This window comes from Blautia caecimuris (genome assembly GCF_024622975.1).
Lineage (GTDB): Bacteria > Bacillota > Clostridia > Lachnospirales > Lachnospiraceae > Blautia_A > Blautia_A caecimuris.
The window spans coordinates 21,929-38,436 of record NZ_JANJZT010000003.1 but is presented as its reverse complement, the minus strand read 5'-3'; the positions used below and the strand labels follow the sequence as shown (position 1 = coordinate 38,436).

Annotated in this window: 10 protein-coding genes; 9 read left to right on the top strand and 1 reads right to left on the bottom strand. The window is 44.7% G+C overall.

From position 1 onward, the window contains the following. The first annotated feature begins 367 nt into the window (after positions 1-367). From NSA57_RS02835 to NSA57_RS02795, 9 genes are all read left to right on the top strand, one after another. Positions 368-1,603, top strand: coding sequence for an extracellular solute-binding protein (locus NSA57_RS02835; RefSeq protein ID WP_257463945.1), 1,236 nt, complete (start codon positions 368-370; stop codon positions 1,601-1,603). A gap of 17 nt (positions 1,604-1,620) precedes the next feature. Then, positions 1,621-2,997: a carbohydrate ABC transporter permease gene (locus tag NSA57_RS02830; RefSeq protein ID WP_257463944.1), complete on the top strand. Its 1,377-nt coding sequence runs from the start codon at positions 1,621-1,623 to the stop codon at positions 2,995-2,997. Positions 2,998-2,999: 2 nt separating this feature from the next. Continuing rightward, entirely contained in the window at positions 3,000-3,872 is an 873-nt protein-coding gene (locus NSA57_RS02825; protein ID WP_257463943.1) for a sugar ABC transporter permease, read from the top strand. A 15-nt stretch (positions 3,873-3,887) separates the two neighbouring features. Then, the gene (pulA, locus tag NSA57_RS02820) at positions 3,888-5,807 is read left to right on the top strand and encodes a type I pullulanase (RefSeq protein WP_257463942.1); all 1,920 of its coding nucleotides are present in this window, start codon (positions 3,888-3,890) and stop codon (positions 5,805-5,807) included. A 4-nt stretch (positions 5,808-5,811) separates the two neighbouring features. After that, complete coding sequence (locus tag NSA57_RS02815) at positions 5,812-7,746, top strand: amylo-alpha-1,6-glucosidase (RefSeq protein WP_257463941.1); 1,935 nt, start codon at positions 5,812-5,814, stop codon at positions 7,744-7,746. 31 nt (positions 7,747-7,777) lie between these two features. Further along, positions 7,778-10,039 (top strand): glycogen/starch/alpha-glucan phosphorylase, encoded by a 2,262-nt coding sequence (locus NSA57_RS02810; RefSeq protein ID WP_257463940.1) that lies wholly within the window; start codon positions 7,778-7,780, stop codon positions 10,037-10,039. Between the two features lie 11 nt (positions 10,040-10,050). After that, on the top strand, positions 10,051-11,508 hold the full coding sequence (malQ, locus tag NSA57_RS02805) for a 4-alpha-glucanotransferase (protein ID WP_257463939.1): 1,458 nt from the start codon (positions 10,051-10,053) through the stop codon (positions 11,506-11,508). Positions 11,509-11,571: 63 nt separating this feature from the next. Next, positions 11,572-13,323, top strand: coding sequence for a glycoside hydrolase family 13 protein (locus NSA57_RS02800; protein WP_257463938.1), 1,752 nt, complete (start codon positions 11,572-11,574; stop codon positions 13,321-13,323). Positions 13,324-13,338: 15 nt separating this feature from the next. Continuing rightward, positions 13,339-15,021: a glycoside hydrolase family 13 protein gene (locus tag NSA57_RS02795; RefSeq protein WP_330671287.1), complete on the top strand. Its 1,683-nt coding sequence runs from the start codon at positions 13,339-13,341 to the stop codon at positions 15,019-15,021. Positions 15,022-15,333: 312 nt separating this feature from the next. Here NSA57_RS02795 and NSA57_RS02790 read toward each other — a convergent pair whose 3' ends face one another. Next, positions 15,334-16,425, bottom strand: coding sequence for an ABC transporter ATP-binding protein (locus NSA57_RS02790; protein ID WP_147598360.1), 1,092 nt, complete (start codon positions 16,423-16,425; stop codon positions 15,334-15,336). Positions 16,426-16,508: the final 83 nt, after the last annotated feature.

Sequence of the window (16,508 nt, the reverse complement as noted above, 5' to 3'; positions counted from 1 at the left end):
TCTGAGATAAAAGAGCAGCCGTGTAAATCCGAAAAGACAGAGCCTTAAAAGCAGAATAGTGACTGTATAAACAGTTTGCTTTTAATCCTGCCTGTTTATTCGGAAACTGCGGATTGTACTTAAAAACAGTTCAAATGTCTGGATTCTTTGACTTTAATTATATCGAAACATGAGGAAAAATGCAATTCTTTTGATCTTACTTGTTTCGAAAAGTATATCAGCGAACAGAGAAATTATAAAAAATGCACAAAAATAACAATATAAAAATGTGAAAAACAGAGAAAAGCATCTGATATATTGACGTTTTTTTCGGGGTGTTGTATATTACAAGTAACGAAACATAACGAAACACAAGGAGAAAAGAAAAATGGGAAAGAGAAGAACAGTGCTTCTGATGGTCGGAGTTCTTGCTGCAGTCAGTCTTGCAGGCTGTGGAGGAGCTTCAGGAGAAAAGACCGGAGCAAAGGAAAAGGTACGTCTTATGGTATGGTCTCCTTCTGAGGATCAGTCCAAAGACAGCGGCCAGTGGCTCCAGAACAGCTGTGAGGACTTTGCGGAGCTTCATCCGGAATGGGACATCACGTTTGTGTATGGAATTGCTGACGAGGCAACAGCGGCAAATCAGGTGGCACAGGATCCGGTGGCAAGCGCAGATGTATTTATGTATGCCAACGATACACTGACAATTATGACAGACGCCAATGCACTGGCGAAATTTGGTGGAAAGTACAGAGAAGAGATCGAAACAACCAACTCTCCGGAGGTTCTGGAATCTCTGGTAAAGGATGGAGATCTTTACGGTGTTCCGTTTACCACAAATACCTGGTTTATGTATTATGATAAGAGTGTTTTCTCTGAGGAGGATATTAAAAATCTGGATACCATGCTGGAGAAGGGAACGGTTTCTCTTCCATTTACCAATTCCTGGTATCTTCCGTCTTTCTACATTGGAAACGGCTGTACTCTCTTCGGAGATGGAACAGATGAATCCCAGGGGGTGGATTTTGGCGGAGAAAAAGCGGCAGAGGTAACGGACTATCTGATCGATCTGGCTGCAAATCCGAATTTTGAAATTGATGCAGACGGTTCCGGTCTTGCAGGACTTCGTGACGGAAGCATCAACGCTATCTTCTCCGGTTCCTGGGACGCCAATGCCGTAAAGGAAGCCCTTGGCGAAAATATGGGCGCCGCGGCTCTTCCGACTTATACCTTGAATGGTCAGAAAAAACAGATGACAGCTTATGCCGGATCCAAGGCGATTGGCGTGAACCCTTACAGTAAAAATATGGTAGCGGCAGTAGAGCTTGCCGTTTATCTGGGCTCTGCAGATGCACAGAGAACACATTACGAACTGAGAAATGTGATCCCCTGTAACACAGAGCTTCTTGAAGAAGAAGACATTGCTGCAGATTCGCTTGTTTCTGCGCAGAACGACACCTTTAACCGGACTTCCATTCTTCAGCCTTTTGTGGCTAAGATGAACAACTGCTGGGTTCCGGTGGAAAATATGGGAAAAGGTATCCGGAACGGAAGCGTGACCCATGAAAATTCTCTGCAGCAGACAGAGGATATGAATGAGGCGATGAACAGCGACGGTATTTAAAAGAAGGGGACAGGAAAATGTTGAAATTAAAGAAAACAAAAGACGAATTTTCCACACCATATACCTGTATGAACGCCATTAAAAAAGGCGGGATTGAGACAAAACTTTCCATGGTACTGATGGGATTTGGAAACTTTGTGCACAAACAAAAGATCAAAGGTCTTTTATATCTGGCAATAGAAGCTGCGTATCTTGTATTTATGCTGGTGAACGGCATCGGATTCCTGAGTATGCTGGGCTCTCTGGGAAGTGTTCCCCAGAAAGAGGTCTGGGATGAGGCAAATCAGGTTTATGTGTACACACAGGGCGATCAGTCAGTACTGATCCTGCTCTACGGAGTGGCAACGGTCTTTCTGACACTGCTTATGATCTGGGTTTGGAGAGGTACTCTTAAAAGCGCTTACAAAGCAGAATGTCTGGACAAAAACGGACAGCATGTGAATACTTTTGCAGAAGATCTGAAATCTCTGCTTCATGAGAATCCTCACAGACTTCTGATGACTCCGCCTGTGGCAGCTATTTATATTTTTACGATCCTGCCGCTGATCTTTATGATCTGTATGGCGTTTACCAATTACAGTAAGATCGGAAATCACCTGATGCTTTTTGACTGGGTAGGACTGGAAAACTTTAAGGCGCTGTTTGATTCCAACAGTATTCTGGGAAGCACCTTTTGGTCAGTTCTTGGATGGACCCTGGTGTGGGCGTTCTTTGCAACCTTTAGTAACTACATTTTCGGTATGATCCTTGCTATGGTGATCAACCGTAAGGATACAAAAGCCAAGGGATTCTGGAGATTTTGCTTCGTACTTTCCTGTGCGGTTCCCATGTTTGTCTCTCTTCTTATTATGAGAACCATGCTTCAGCCAAACGGCGCGGTAAACGTACTTTTAAGAAATCTGGGATGGATCGGGGCAGACGCAAGCCTTCCGTTCTTTACAGATCCAACATGGGCGAGAGTGACTGTAATTGTTATTAATATCTGGGTTGGTGTTCCCTATACACTGCTCCAGCTTACCGGTGTTCTGCAGAATATTCCGGAGGAGCTTTATGAAGCGGCAAAGGTGGACGGAGCCAATGCGATACAGAGATTTTTCAGGATCACACTTCCGTATATGCTGTATGTGACAACTCCGTATCTGATCGTGACCTTTACCGGAAACGTAAATAATTTTAATATTATTTATCTTCTTTCTGGAGGAGATCCGGTTACGGATCTGGCGTCCACAGCCGGAAAAACAGACCTGCTTGTTACCTGGCTCTATAAGCTTACCATTGATAAACAGTACTATAATATCGGAGCAGTGATCGGAATTCTGACCTTTATTATTCTGGCGGTGGGAGCGCTTCTTACTTACCGCAACAGCAAGTCCTATAAAGAAGGAGGAATTTAAAGATGGCAGCAGCAAAATATAAGTCAGCAAAAACAAAGCGTTTTGTAAACAATACCATTGTACATGTAAGTCTGGCAATTCTGGCCTTTATCTGGGTATTCCCTATTGTCTGGGTTGTGCTCACAAGCTTCCGTGCAGAAAAGGGCTCTTATGTTTCTACGTTTCTGCCCCGGTCTTATACACTGGATAACTATATTAAACTGTTTACCGATACATCGATTCTGAACTTCCCCAGGATGTTCATGAATACCCTGATTATTGCATTTTTTTCCTGCCTGATCGCAACCTTTTATACACTGGCAGTTTCCTACTGTCTGTCAAGACTGAAATTTAAGCTGAGAAAGCCATACATGAATATGGCAATGATACTGGGACTTTTTCCGGGATTTATGTCCATGGTGGCTGTGTACTTTATCTTAAAGGCTGCAGGACTGACAGAAGGAAATCTTATCAGGGTAGCGTTGATCCTCTGTTATTCAGGCGGCGCAGGACTGGGCTTCCAGATCGCCAAGGGATTTTTTGATACCATTCCCTATGCAGTGGATGAGGCTGCTATTCTGGACGGCTGTACCAAATGGCAGGTATTTACAAAAGTAACTTTGCCGTTAAGTAAGCCGATCATTGTTTATACAGTACTTACAGCGTTTATGGCTCCATGGCTGGACTTCATCTTTGCAAAAGTTATCTGCCGTGCAAACTCAGACCAGTATACCATTGCCATTGGTCTCTGGAAGATGCTGGAAAAAGAATATATTGACAGCTGGTATACAAGCTTTGCGGCAGGGGCTGTTCTGATTTCCATACCGATTGCGATTCTTTTCCTGTGTATGCAGAAATATTATGTAGATGGAGTATCCGGCGCAGTTAAGGGTTAATGAAAAAGGAGAATTATGAGGACGAGACAGGAATTAAAGAGACTATATCATTCTTCAGAATTTCAGAAAAAATATTTGTATGAGGGCAGTGACCTGGGGGCTGTCTGCACAGAGGAAGGGACCTCCTTCCTTCTGTGGAGCCCTCTGGCGGAGAACGTGAAGCTTCGTTTTTATAAAGACGGGGAAAAAGCTTCCTGTCATCAGGTCGTTTCCATGGAAAAAGAAGAAAAAGGTGTCTGGGCATACCGCACCGGGGAAAGCCTCCACGGAGTTTACTATGATTATGAACTCACATTTGACGGCGAAAAAACAGTTACCGGGGATCCTTATGCAAGGGCATGTGGGGTAAACGGGAACCGCAGCATGGTATGTAACCTGAAAAAAACAGATCCACAGGTCTGGGATGAGGATAAACGACCGGAGCCGTCCCCTGAAAATGTGATCTATGAGCTTCATGTAAAGGAGTTTTCCTGGGATGCTTCCGGTGGCTTTAAAAAGGAAAACCGTGGAAAATACAGAGCCTTTACAGAAGAGCATACCACACTTCACGGGAACGGTGTGCATCCTACCGGACTTGATTATCTGAAAGAGCTTGGAGTTACTCATGTGCAGATCATGCCTGCATATGATTACGGCTCTGTAGATGAAAAAAGTGAAACAGACTTTAACTGGGGCTATGATCCGGTGAATTACAATGTGCCGGAGGGGTCCTATTCCACAGATCCGGAACATGGGGAAGTGCGTATCCGGGAATTTAAGGAAATGATCCAGGCCCTTCACAGAAATGGTTTTCGTGTGATTATGGATGTGGTTTACAATCATATGTATTCACTGGATAATAACCTGAATCGTACAGTGCCCTGGTATTATTTCCGCACAGACAAAAACGGAGAGATTTCCAATGGCTCTGCCTGTGGAAACGATGTGGCAAGCGAGCGTCCTATGTGCGCCAGATATATTCTGGATTCGGTGCTTTACTGGGTAAGGGAATATCATATTGACGGATTCCGCTTCGACCTTATGGGACTTCTTGACGTGGAGCTTATGAACCGCATCCGAAGAGAACTCGATACTGTTTACGGAGAGGGAGAAATCCTGATCTACGGCGAACCATGGGCGGCTGATGTGACAGCCATGGAGGACGGCGCGGCTCCGGCTCTGAAAAGCAATATACAGCTTCTTGACAAAAATGTAGGTATGTTCTGCGATGATACAAGAGACGCCATTAAGGGGCATGTGTTTGAGGCGGAAACACCGGGCTTTGTCAACGGGGCAGAGGGCATGGAGGATAAAATCCTGAACAGTGTAACTGCCTGGTGGGGAAAAGACAGTGTAAAGACCCCAAGCCAGATCATTACCTATGTGTCCGCTCACGACAACTGGACGCTTTGGGATAAGCTTGAAAAAACCATTTCCGATGAAAAACAGCGGGAAAAAGTGAACCGGCTGGCAGCAGCAATTTATATGACCTGTCAGGGAAATCTTTTTTTTCTTTCCGGCGAGGAATTTGCCAGAACAAAGGACGGATATGAGAATACCTACAACGCGCCCATAGAGCTGAACAGACTAGACTGGGAACGGGCTTATGAATATCAGGAGTTAAGACAGTACTATCAGGGACTGATCGCTCTTCGGAAACAGCTCCCCGGCCTCTGTGACAAATCAGAGGAGGCGCGGAAAAGGATTTCCGGGCAGTGGAAAGAAGACGGCGCAGTTGGATTTCTGGTGGATAACCGGGACGAAGCAAAGACATCCCCCTGGAAAAAGCTTCTGATCATTTATAACAGAACAGAAAAAACAGTAACAAGAGAGCTTCCGGAAGGAAACTGGGAAATTCTTCTGAATGGAGAAAACAGTTTTCTCTGGAAGGAACCAAAAAATACACAAAAGGCAGAGGCTGCGCCGGTAAGCGCGCTGATCCTGGGACAGAGGTAAGGATATGAAGTGGATTTACGGAAAACAGGAGCTGAAAAATCTGGAAAGAGGACAGGAAAACTGTTATCTTCTTACCAATGGCCTGGGTGGATTTTCTTCTCTGACCATGACAGGTTCTGTATCAAGAAACGATCACGCCCTTCTGATGGCATGTGTGCAGGCTCCCAACCACAGATACAATATGGTGCATCGTCTGAAGGAAAGTCTGTGTTTTGGTAAAGAGGAGATTGTTCTCTCTTCCCAGGAGTTTGCAGACGGACAAAAAGAAGAGGGCTGTCCTTATCTTTCCTCTTTTGTATTTGACGATATGCCCATATGGAGATTCCTTGTTCATGGAGTGGAGATCCGCAGGGAAATTGCCATGAAGCAGGGGGAAAACACAGTGGCAGTCCGCTACAGTATCAGAAACCGCAGTGGAAAAACAGCGGAACTGAAAGTGATGCCCTTTTATCAGTTTACCCCAAAGGGCAGTGAGCCGGAACCAGAGCAAAAGTTTCAGTATACGAAAAATGCAGTGATTTCCAATGGAATGACTCTCTATTTCCAGACAAATGGAACACTGGATAATATAGAAGAAATACAGGAAACATATTTTTACAGCTATGACGCCTGTGACGGACGAAGGGAGACCGGTCTTGCAAAGTCCGGACACATAATCACAGAAAGCGTTCAGCCGGGAGAGGAAAAAATCCTGAAGCTTGTATACTCCATGGAAAATGCAGATCAGGATGCAGACGTTATCATTCTGGAAATGCAGACTTACCGCAAAGCTCTGGAAGCAAAGGCGGGACTTCATAAGGAAATGGCAAAAGAGCTGGTAAAAAGCGCCAGCCAGTTTGTTTCCAGAAGGGAATCTACCAACGGAAGAACCATTCTTGCAGGTTATCCGTTTTTTGAGGACTGGGGAAGAGATACCATGATTGCTCTTCCGGGCGTGTGCATTTCCACAGGACAGTATGAAACAGCCAAGGAGATTCTCAGAACCTTTGCAGTTCATGAACGGAGAGGGCTGATGCCGAATCTTTTTCCGGAGGGCGGAAACGACCCCCTTTATAATACGGTGGATGCGGCGCTTTTGTTTATCAACTGTGTGTATCTTTATTATCAGGCTGCCGGGGGCAGAGCTTTTGTGCAGGAAATGTATCCGGTGATGGAGCGGATCATAAAGGCTTACCGGGAGGGAACCGACTATGGAATCCATATGGATGAGGATGGTCTGATCCAGTCAGGGGAAGGGCTGTGGCAGGTAACCTGGATGGACGTGCGGGTAGGAGATATTCTTCCCACGCCCCGTCACGGCAAGCCTGTGGAAATCAATGCTTACTGGTATAACGCGTTGTGTATTATGGATGAGCTTGCAGAGACAGCAGATAAAAAGGCAGTTTATACACAGCTAAAAGAGAAAGTAAAAGCTTCTTTTGTGGATAAGTTCTGGATGGATGACAAAAAATGTTTAAAAGATCTTGTTTCCGGAACAAAGGCAGATGCTCAGATACGGTGCAATCAGATCTGGGCAGTATCCCTGACCTTTACCATGCTGGACCCGGAAAAAGAACAGCAGGTAGTGGAAACTGTTTTTGAAAAGCTTTACACTCCATATGGAATTCGTACCCTGGAACAGGAAGATCAGGAATTTCATGGACTTTATCAGGGGAAAATGGAAGACAGGGATATGGCTTATCATCAGGGAACGGTATGGACGTTCCCTCTGGGAGCTTATTATCTTGCATATCTGAAGGTGAATCAGTACAGCCCGGAAGCAAAAAAAATCGTGAGAGAGCAGCTTGAGGTTATGGAAGCAGCCATGAGAGAGGGCTGTATCGGACAGCTTCCGGAAATCTATGACGGCGAAAATCCTACAAGGTCAAAGGGATGCTTTGCCCAAGCATGGAGCGTGGGAGAGATCCTGAGAGTATATGAAGCACTGGAAAAACTCTGAACATAGAATGAATAGAAAAGAGGAGACAGTTATGGAGAAATTATTAGAGCAGGTATTACAGGAAAGATATCACAAAACCATCAGGGAAGCCTCCAGTCAGGAGATTTATACAGCGCTTCTTCTGATCACAAAAGATAAAATGAAACATATGAAGCGGAACGAAGGAAAGAAAAAGCTGTACTATATTTCAGCAGAATTTCTGATTGGCAAGCTTCTTTCCAATAATCTGATTAACCTTGGGCTGTTTGAGGAAACAAGAGAGGTTCTGGAAAAGAACGGTCATCACCTTACGGATATTGAAGAGATTGAACAGGAGCCTTCTCTTGGAAACGGCGGCCTTGGACGTCTGGCAGCGTGTTTCCTGGATTCTATAGCAACTCTGGGATTGAACGGAGACGGTGTGGGATTAAATTATCATGACGGTCTGTTTCGTCAGACTTTTGTGGACCATAAGCAGAAGGAAGAAAAGAATCCATGGATTACAGAGGATTCCTGGCTTACAAGAACAGAAACAACTTTCCAGGTTCCTTTTAAGGATTTTACCCTGACCTCTGTCATGTATGACATTGAAATTCCGGGATATAAAAACAACTGCAACCGCCTGCATCTTTTTGACACAGACACTGTGGATGAAAGTATCATCGGCGACGGTATCAGCTTTGACAAAAACGATATCAAAAAGAACCTGACCCTGTTCCTTTATCCGGATGACAGTGATGAGGCAGGCCAGCTTCTTCGTATTTACCAGCAGTATTTTATGGTCAGCAATGCCGCGCAGCTGATCCTGAAAGAAGCAGAGGACAACGGTTACGATCTCTACAGACTCTACGACCACGTGGCAATTCAGATCAACGATACTCACCCCACCATGGTGATCCCGGAGCTGATCCGTCTTCTTATGGAAAAAGGCTTTAACATGGATACTGCCATTGATGTTGTGAGAAAGACCTGCGCTTATACCAATCATACCATTCTTGCAGAGGCTCTGGAAAAATGGCCGGTTGCATATCTTGAAAAGGTGGTTCCTCATCTTATGCCTGTGATCCGTGAACTGGATGCCCGTGTAAAAAAAGATTACAGTGATGAGCGTGTTGCTATTATAGATAAGGATGACCGTGTGCATATGGCGCATATTGATATTCATTACGGATATGCGGTAAACGGTGTGGCTGCCCTTCATACAGAGATCCTGAAGGAATCTGAGCTGAAACCATTCTACGATATTTATCCGGAAAAATTCAACAATAAAACAAACGGAATCACCTTCCGCAGATGGCTGAAGCACTGTAATCATGATCTGGCGGCTTATCTGGAAGAGCTGATCGGCGAGGAATATCTTGAGGATGCCACAAAGCTTGAAAAGCTTCTGGACTATAAAGATGATGAGACTGTACTGAAAAAACTCTGTCAGATCAAAATGCATTCCAAGGAAGAGCTGAGAGATTATCTGAAAATGACTCAGAATGTGGAGATCGACCCAAACGCGATTTTTGATATCCAGATCAAGCGTCTCCATGAGTATAAGAGACAGCAGATGAACGCACTTTATGCAATTTATAAATATAAGGAGATCAAAAAAGGAAATCTTCCGAAACGTCCGCTGACAATGATCTTCGGGGCAAAGGCAGCTCCGGCGTATACCATTGCCAAGGATATCATTCATCTAATCCTGTGCCTGCAGGAGCTGATCGAAAAGGATCCTGATGTAAATAAATACATGAAGATCGTTATGGTGGAAAACTACAATGTAACCAAGGCAGAAAAGCTGATCCCTGCCTGCGATATTTCCGAGCAGATCTCTCTTGCTTCCAAGGAGGCCTCAGGAACCGGAAATATGAAGTTTATGCTGAACGGCGCAGTGACTCTGGGAACAGAGGATGGGGCAAATGTGGAGATCCATCAGCTTGTCGGAGACGAGAATATTTATATTTTCGGAAAACGTTCTGAGGATGTGATCCATCTTTACGAAGAGGAAACCTACAGCGCGGAGACTCTGTATCAGGAAGATGAAATGATCCGTGAGCTGGTTGAGTTTATTAAGGGAGAAGAGCTGGAAGCTATCGGAGATATGGAAAATCTGGAAAGACTGTATAAAGAAATCCGCTCCAAAGACTGGTTTATGGCTCTTCTGGATGTAAAAGAATATATTGAAACAAAAGAAAAAATGCTGGCAGATTATGAGGACGAGGCAGCATGGTCAAGAAAAGCTCTGGTAAACATTGCAAAGGCCGGATACTTTTCTGCGGACCGTACCATTGCCGAGTACAATCGTGATATCTGGAAGCTGTCATAAAGAGGTATATTATGAAAGAATCAGGAATTTTGATGCCGGTGTCAGCTCTTCCCTCCAGTACAGGAGTGGGAGAGCTGGGAGCTGACACCTTTCGGTTTATTAAAAATCTGAAACATTCAGGAGTAAAGATATGGCAGATACTTCCCCTGAATCCTGCAGGCTATGGAAACTCTCCGTATCAGCCTTATTCCTCCTGTGCGGGAGATGAAATCTACATCAGTCTGGAAGAGCTGTATAAGCAGGGACTTCTGAAAGTTTTGCCTGAGGCTTTTCGCAAAAATGCGGCAAAGGTGGACTATCAGGCGGTGAGAGAATGGAAGGAGCCTTATCTCCGGGAAGCCTGCAGCAATTTTCAGGAAACAGAGGATTATCAGGGGTTTGTGGAGCAGCCCTGGGTAAAAAACTACGGAATGTTCCGCGCCTTAAAAAAGGAAAACGGAAACCGCTGCTGGAATGAGTGGAAAGATGAGGATAAGAGCTGGCCGGAAACAGGGGCAGAGGTTCCGGATCATATAAAGGAAGAGGTTTACTACCAGATGTTCCTTCAGTATGTTTTTTACTGTCAGTGGATGGCAGTAAAAAAAGCTGCCAATGACGCTGGGGTCCGGATTATGGGAGACGTGCCCTTTTATGTGGGAGTGGACTCTGTGGATGTGTGGGCAGGTAAGGACAACTTCCTTCTGGATACAGACGGCCGTCCCATCTTTATTGCAGGAGTTCCGCCTGACTATTTCAGTGCCACAGGACAGAGATGGGGAAATCCCATTTATGACTGGGATTATCTCAAAAAAAATGATTATCAGTTCTGGCTTGACCGGATCGGGTACAGCAGCAGATTGTTTGATATGATCCGTATTGATCATTTCCGGGCTTTTGACACCTTTTGGAAAATTCCGGCAACCTGTCCCACAGCCATTGAAGGGGAATGGATCGAGGCTCCCGGTTACGAAGTTCTGGACATGCTTACCGAAAAGCTTCCGGATGTGGAACTGATCGCAGAGGATCTGGGAGATCTCCGGCCGGAGGTTCTTACCTTAAAAGAACATTATCATCTGAAGGGAATGAAGGTTCTGGAATTTGTCCTTGATATTTCAGGTAAATATGCGGCAGACAGCTTTCCGGATGAGGAAAACATGATCATCTATACCGGAACCCACGATAACAGTACACTGAGGGAATGGTATCAGGAGCTTAGTGTTCCGGCCAGAAGAAAGCTCCGCCGTTTCCTGAAAAAACAGGGCATCAAAAACGGTTCTGTACAGGACAGGCTTCTGGAATATACCTGGAGAAGCAAAGCAGAGTACGCAATTGTTCCTCTTTCTGATATTCTTGGAATGGGAAAAGAAGCACGACTGAACACTCCGGGTACTGTGGGAAGTCCAAACTGGGAATGGAGGATGCCGGACGGGGACAGGATAGAAGCAGGTCTTAAAAAATATGCAGGACATTTATCATCTATAAATCTATAGAAAGAATAAGCGTACAACCATCATTTCTGGTGGTCATACGCTTATTATACGAGGAAATAACATATGGAATTTACCGGGGTTTATCATAAAACTTCAGAGCAGATGAGCTATCCGTACAATGAAAACCAGCTGATCGTGAACATAAAAACCGGTTATGATGTCAAACGGGTCTTCATACATTATGGAGACCCGTTTGATGCAGGTATTCTGGGCGGAAAAGAAAAATGGACAGGGAAACGGGAAGAAATCTGCTACAAAAAGCGGCTGAAGCATCAGCTCTGGTGGACGACCACCCTTGCGCCGCTATATAAAAGATGCAAATATTATTTTGAGCTTCAGACAGACAAGGAAACCTGGTATTATTTTGAGGACGGTTTTCTTACAGAGGAGCAGCTTCATATGGATGGAAGAATGCTCCAGTGTTTTATTGTTCCCTGGATGAATCCGGCAGATCTGAACATGACGCCGGACTGGGTGAACAATACTATATGGTACCAGATTTTTCCTGACAGGTTCTGCAATGGAACACCGGAGAAAAATACAGAGGATATTCTTCCCTGGAGAACCGGACCGGTTACCAACAGAGAACGGTATGGAGGAAATCTTTCCGGAATCCGTCAGAAGCTGGATTATCTGAAAGAGCTGGGGATCAATGGAATTTATCTGAATCCCATTATGGAGGCAGAATCCAATCACAAATACGATACAACAGATTATGAAAAGATCGATCCGGTCTTTGGAGATGAGAAGGAGTTCTCTCTTCTGGTAAAGGAAGCTCACGATCACGGCATCCGTGTGATGGTGGACGCAGTATTTAACCATTGCGGGCCAAAATTTGCTCCCTGGATGGACGTGCAGGAAAATGGACGGGCTTCTGAATATGCAGACTGGTTTATGATCAATGACTGGAGTGACCTTAAGAAAAAGGCAGATACCAGGGATGGACGATTTTATTCCTTTGCCTTTGCGGATGGAATGCCAAAGCTGAATACCAATAACGAAAAAGTGCAGGAGTATTTCTGTAATCTCTGTGAAAGCTGGATCCGTGACTATGACATTGACGGCATCCGCTTTGATGTTGGAAATGAGATTTCCCACAGCTTTCTCAAAAAAATGAGAGAGCGGGTAAAAAGGCTGAAGCCGGATATTTATCTTCTTGGCGAGATCTGGCATGACGCAAGCCAGTGGCTTATGGGAGACGAGTATGATTCTGTTATGAATTATCCTCTGATGAGCGGCATCCATGACTTTTTTATTGATAAGGCAATGACAAAACAGGACTTTGAATATATGGTCAATCACTGTTATACTATGTACATGCAGCAGTGCAACAATGTACTTTTTAATCTTCTGGATTCCCATGATACGGAGAGACTGATGAACCGTTTTCATGATCTGGATATGTTTTATCAGCAGCTTGCAGTGTTGTTTACCATGCCGGGAAGCCCCTGTATTTACTATGGAACAGAAATTGCAATGGAGGGCGGCCACGATCCGGACTGCAGACGCTGTATGCCCTGGCAGGAACTGGATTCAGAGGAAAACAGACAGCGTATAGCAGAAATGAAAAAGCTGATTTCCCTGAGAAAGCAGGAGCCTTCTTTTAAAAGCCTGTACTTTCATTTTCCGGGAAATTATCAGGAGAAGCGCTGCGTGGAATATATTAAGCTGGATGAACAGAATCAGAAAATTGAAGTGCTGCTGAACTGTTCAGAGGATTCCATAAAAGTGGAAGAACAGGGAGAAATCCTTTTTGCCCGGGGCTATATGAATGGAAGCCTTGCAAAAAACGGAACTCTCATACGAAGGATTTAACAGGAGGAAATGGATATGAACAATAAAAAATGGTGGCAGAATTCTGTGGTTTACCAGATTTATCCCCGAAGCTTTCAGGACAGTAACGGAGACGGGATCGGCGACATCCAGGGAATTATAAAAAGACTGGACTATCTTCAGGAGCTTGGCATTGACGCCATCTGGCTGTCTCCGGTGTGTAAATCTCCCCAGGATGACAACGGTTATGATATTTCCGATTATCAGGATATTGACCCCATGTTCGGAAATCTTGATGACATGGAGCAGCTGATCTCTGAGGCAAAAAAGAGAAATATCCGTATTATTATGGATCTGGTGCTGAATCATTCCTCTGATGAACACCGTTGGTTTACTGAGGCAAAAAAAAGCAAGGACAATCCTTATCATGATTACTATGTATGGCGCGATGGTGAAGAGGGCGTTTATCCAAATGATATGGGATCTGTATTCGGCGGCCCGGCCTGGGAGTGGGTGCCTGAGTTAAAGCAGTATTATTTTCATCAGTTTTCCGTGAAGCAGCCGGATCTGAACTGGGAAAATCCTAAGGTCAGAAGAGAAATCTATGATATGATCCTCTGGTGGATGGACAAAGGTGTTGGCGGCTTCCGTCTGGACGTGATCGACCAGATTGCCAAGGAGCCGGATCTTAAGATTACTAATAACGGACCGAGACTTCACGAGTTTATTCAGGAATTAAGCAGAGAAACCTTCCAGAAAGGAGATCTGATCACAGTTGGAGAGGCCTGGGGAGCAGATATTGACAGGGCAAAGCTTTACAGTAAGCCGGACGGAAGCGAGTTTTCCATGGTGTTCCAGTTTGAGCATATGATGCTGGATCAGGAACCGGGAAAAGAAAAATGGGATTTCTGTCCCCTGCCTTTTGTGAAGCTGAAGAAATGCCTGGAAAAATGGCAGAAGGAGCTTCACGGCTGCGGATGGAACAGCCTTTTCTGGGATAATCACGACCTTCCGAGAATCGTATCCCGCTGGGGCAATGACAGAGAATACAGAGTGGAATCTGCAAAAATGCTGGCAACTGTTCTTCATGGAATGGAAGGAACTCCCTATGTGTATCAGGGAGAGGAGCTGGGTATGACAAATGTGCGTTTTGATTCCATTGAACAGTATCAGGATATCGAGATCCGAAATATGTACAGGGAGCGTCTGGAAAAGGGCTATGCAGAGAAGGATATTATGGAATCCATCTATGCAAAGGGCCGTGACAATGCCAGAACTCCCATGCAGTGGGATGATACAGAAAACGCAGGATTTACAACAGGAGCTCCATGGCTGGGTGTGAATCCCAACTATACAGAAATAAATGCCCGAAGCCAGCTTCAGGATGAGAACTCTGTTTTTCATTATTATAAAAAGCTGATTCATCTCCGCAAAGAAAACAGCATTTTTGTTGATGGCGATTTTACCCTGCTGCTGCCGGAAGACGAAAATATTTTTGCTTATGTGCGGGAATATGAGGGCAGGAAACTGCTGGTGGCAGCCAATTTTACAGATAAAGAGGTGGAGTGTCCGCTGTTAAAGGAGTGGGGAGTGCCTGCAGACGAGGATGGCGCCGCTAAGAGCCGGGACAATGGAGTGAAGCTTTTGATTCACAACTACAATAATCTGCCTTCCCAGCAGAAGCTGAGACCCTATGAAGCGATGATATGGGAGAAAGCAGAGACAGGAACTGAGATCTGATTTATGGAAAAATGGTTGTTATTATGTTGGCAGAAATACCAATGGCAAACCTTTCGCCCGAATGTTTTTTATGAATCCTGGCTGTTTATCTGACAGGATAGACACCGGAAGTTTCGGGAAAGCAGGCAGAAATATAAAGGCTCAAAATGCAGTAATAGGGCAGGATTCTAAGAATCCTACCCCCAAACTTGACACAGAGCCCAAATATAAAGCTGATATTGACAGGCTGCAGACAAATAGTTTATTTTGATTTTTGATAAGGAGCCTAAAAAACACCCCCGGAAATCTTCCGGGGGTGAAATCATATCAGGATTAGTTTGTGATAACAAGTTCAGTTTCTTTGTCAAAGAAGTGAGCTTTGTCCATATCAAAGTCGAAGCTGATCGGATCGCCGGTTTTAGCTGTTGTACGAGGATCAACACGAGCTGTGATCTGAGTTCCGTTTACATCGAAGTACAGGAATACTTCTGCTCCGAGAAGCTCGTATACTTTAACGATAGAGGACATGGAACCGTTAGCGGAATCTGCAACGTCCTCAGGACGGATACCCATAACAACTGTTTTGCCTACATAGCCTTTATCTTTGAGAACTTTTGCTTTTTCTGCCGGAATAACAACCTCGTCATTGCCGATCTTAGCAACCAGATCAGAACCGTTTTCTTTGATCTCAGCGTCAAGGAAGTTCATCTGCGGAGATCCCATGAATCCTGCTACGAACAGGTTGCCTGGTTTCTGATACAGGTTCTGAGGTGTATCTACCTGCTGAACAACACCATCTTTCATAACAACGATTCTGGTACCAAGAGTCATAGCCTCTGTCTGGTCATGTGTTACATAGATGATAGTAGCGCCCAGTCTCTGATGGATCTTGGAGATCTCAATACGCATCTGTACACGAAGCTTTGCATCCAGGTTGGAAAGAGGCTCGTCCATAAGGAATACCTTAGGATTACGAACGATTGCACGACCCATGGCAACACGCTGTCTCTGACCACCGGAAAGAGCTTTCGGTTTACGGTCAAGAAGTTTCTCAAGGTCAAGGATTCTTGCAGCTTCACGAACCTGTTTGTCAATCTGATCCTTCGGAACCTTGCGGAGCTTCAGACCAAATGCCATATTATCATAAACAGTCATGTGAGGATACAGAGCGTAGTTCTGGAATACCATTGCGATATCACGATCCTTCGGCTCTACATCATTCATAACTTTGTCGCCGATTTTAAGAGTACCGCCGGAAATCTCCTCAAGACCTGCGATCATACGAAGAGTTGTGGATTTTCCACATCCGGATGGTCCTACAAAGATGATAAATTCTTTATCTTCAATTTCAAGGTTAAAATCCTTAACAGCCTCAAAGCCGTTCGGATAGGTTTTGTTAATGTGCTCTAATGATAAACTTGCCATTTTAATTTCCCTCCAGGTAATATTTGTAAAATATAGTTTTGCTCTTGTTTCGAACTGTACTTAGTATAACGAAAAGCTATAAA

Coding starts and splice junctions, on each gene's coding strand:
- NSA57_RS02790 (WP_147598360.1), bottom strand. CDS start 16,425: ATGGCAAGTTTATCATTAGAGCACATTAACAAAACCTATCCGAACGGC.
- NSA57_RS02830 (WP_257463944.1), top strand. CDS start 1,621: ATGTTGAAATTAAAGAAAACAAAAGACGAATTTTCCACACCATATACC.
- NSA57_RS02810 (WP_257463940.1), top strand. CDS start 7,778: ATGGAGAAATTATTAGAGCAGGTATTACAGGAAAGATATCACAAAACC.
- NSA57_RS02795 (WP_330671287.1), top strand. CDS start 13,339: ATGAACAATAAAAAATGGTGGCAGAATTCTGTGGTTTACCAGATTTAT.
- NSA57_RS02835 (WP_257463945.1), top strand. CDS start 368: ATGGGAAAGAGAAGAACAGTGCTTCTGATGGTCGGAGTTCTTGCTGCA.
- pulA (WP_257463942.1), top strand. CDS start 3,888: ATGAGGACGAGACAGGAATTAAAGAGACTATATCATTCTTCAGAATTT.
- NSA57_RS02815 (WP_257463941.1), top strand. CDS start 5,812: ATGAAGTGGATTTACGGAAAACAGGAGCTGAAAAATCTGGAAAGAGGA.
- NSA57_RS02800 (WP_257463938.1), top strand. CDS start 11,572: ATGGAATTTACCGGGGTTTATCATAAAACTTCAGAGCAGATGAGCTAT.
- malQ (WP_257463939.1), top strand. CDS start 10,051: ATGAAAGAATCAGGAATTTTGATGCCGGTGTCAGCTCTTCCCTCCAGT.
- NSA57_RS02825 (WP_257463943.1), top strand. CDS start 3,000: ATGGCAGCAGCAAAATATAAGTCAGCAAAAACAAAGCGTTTTGTAAAC.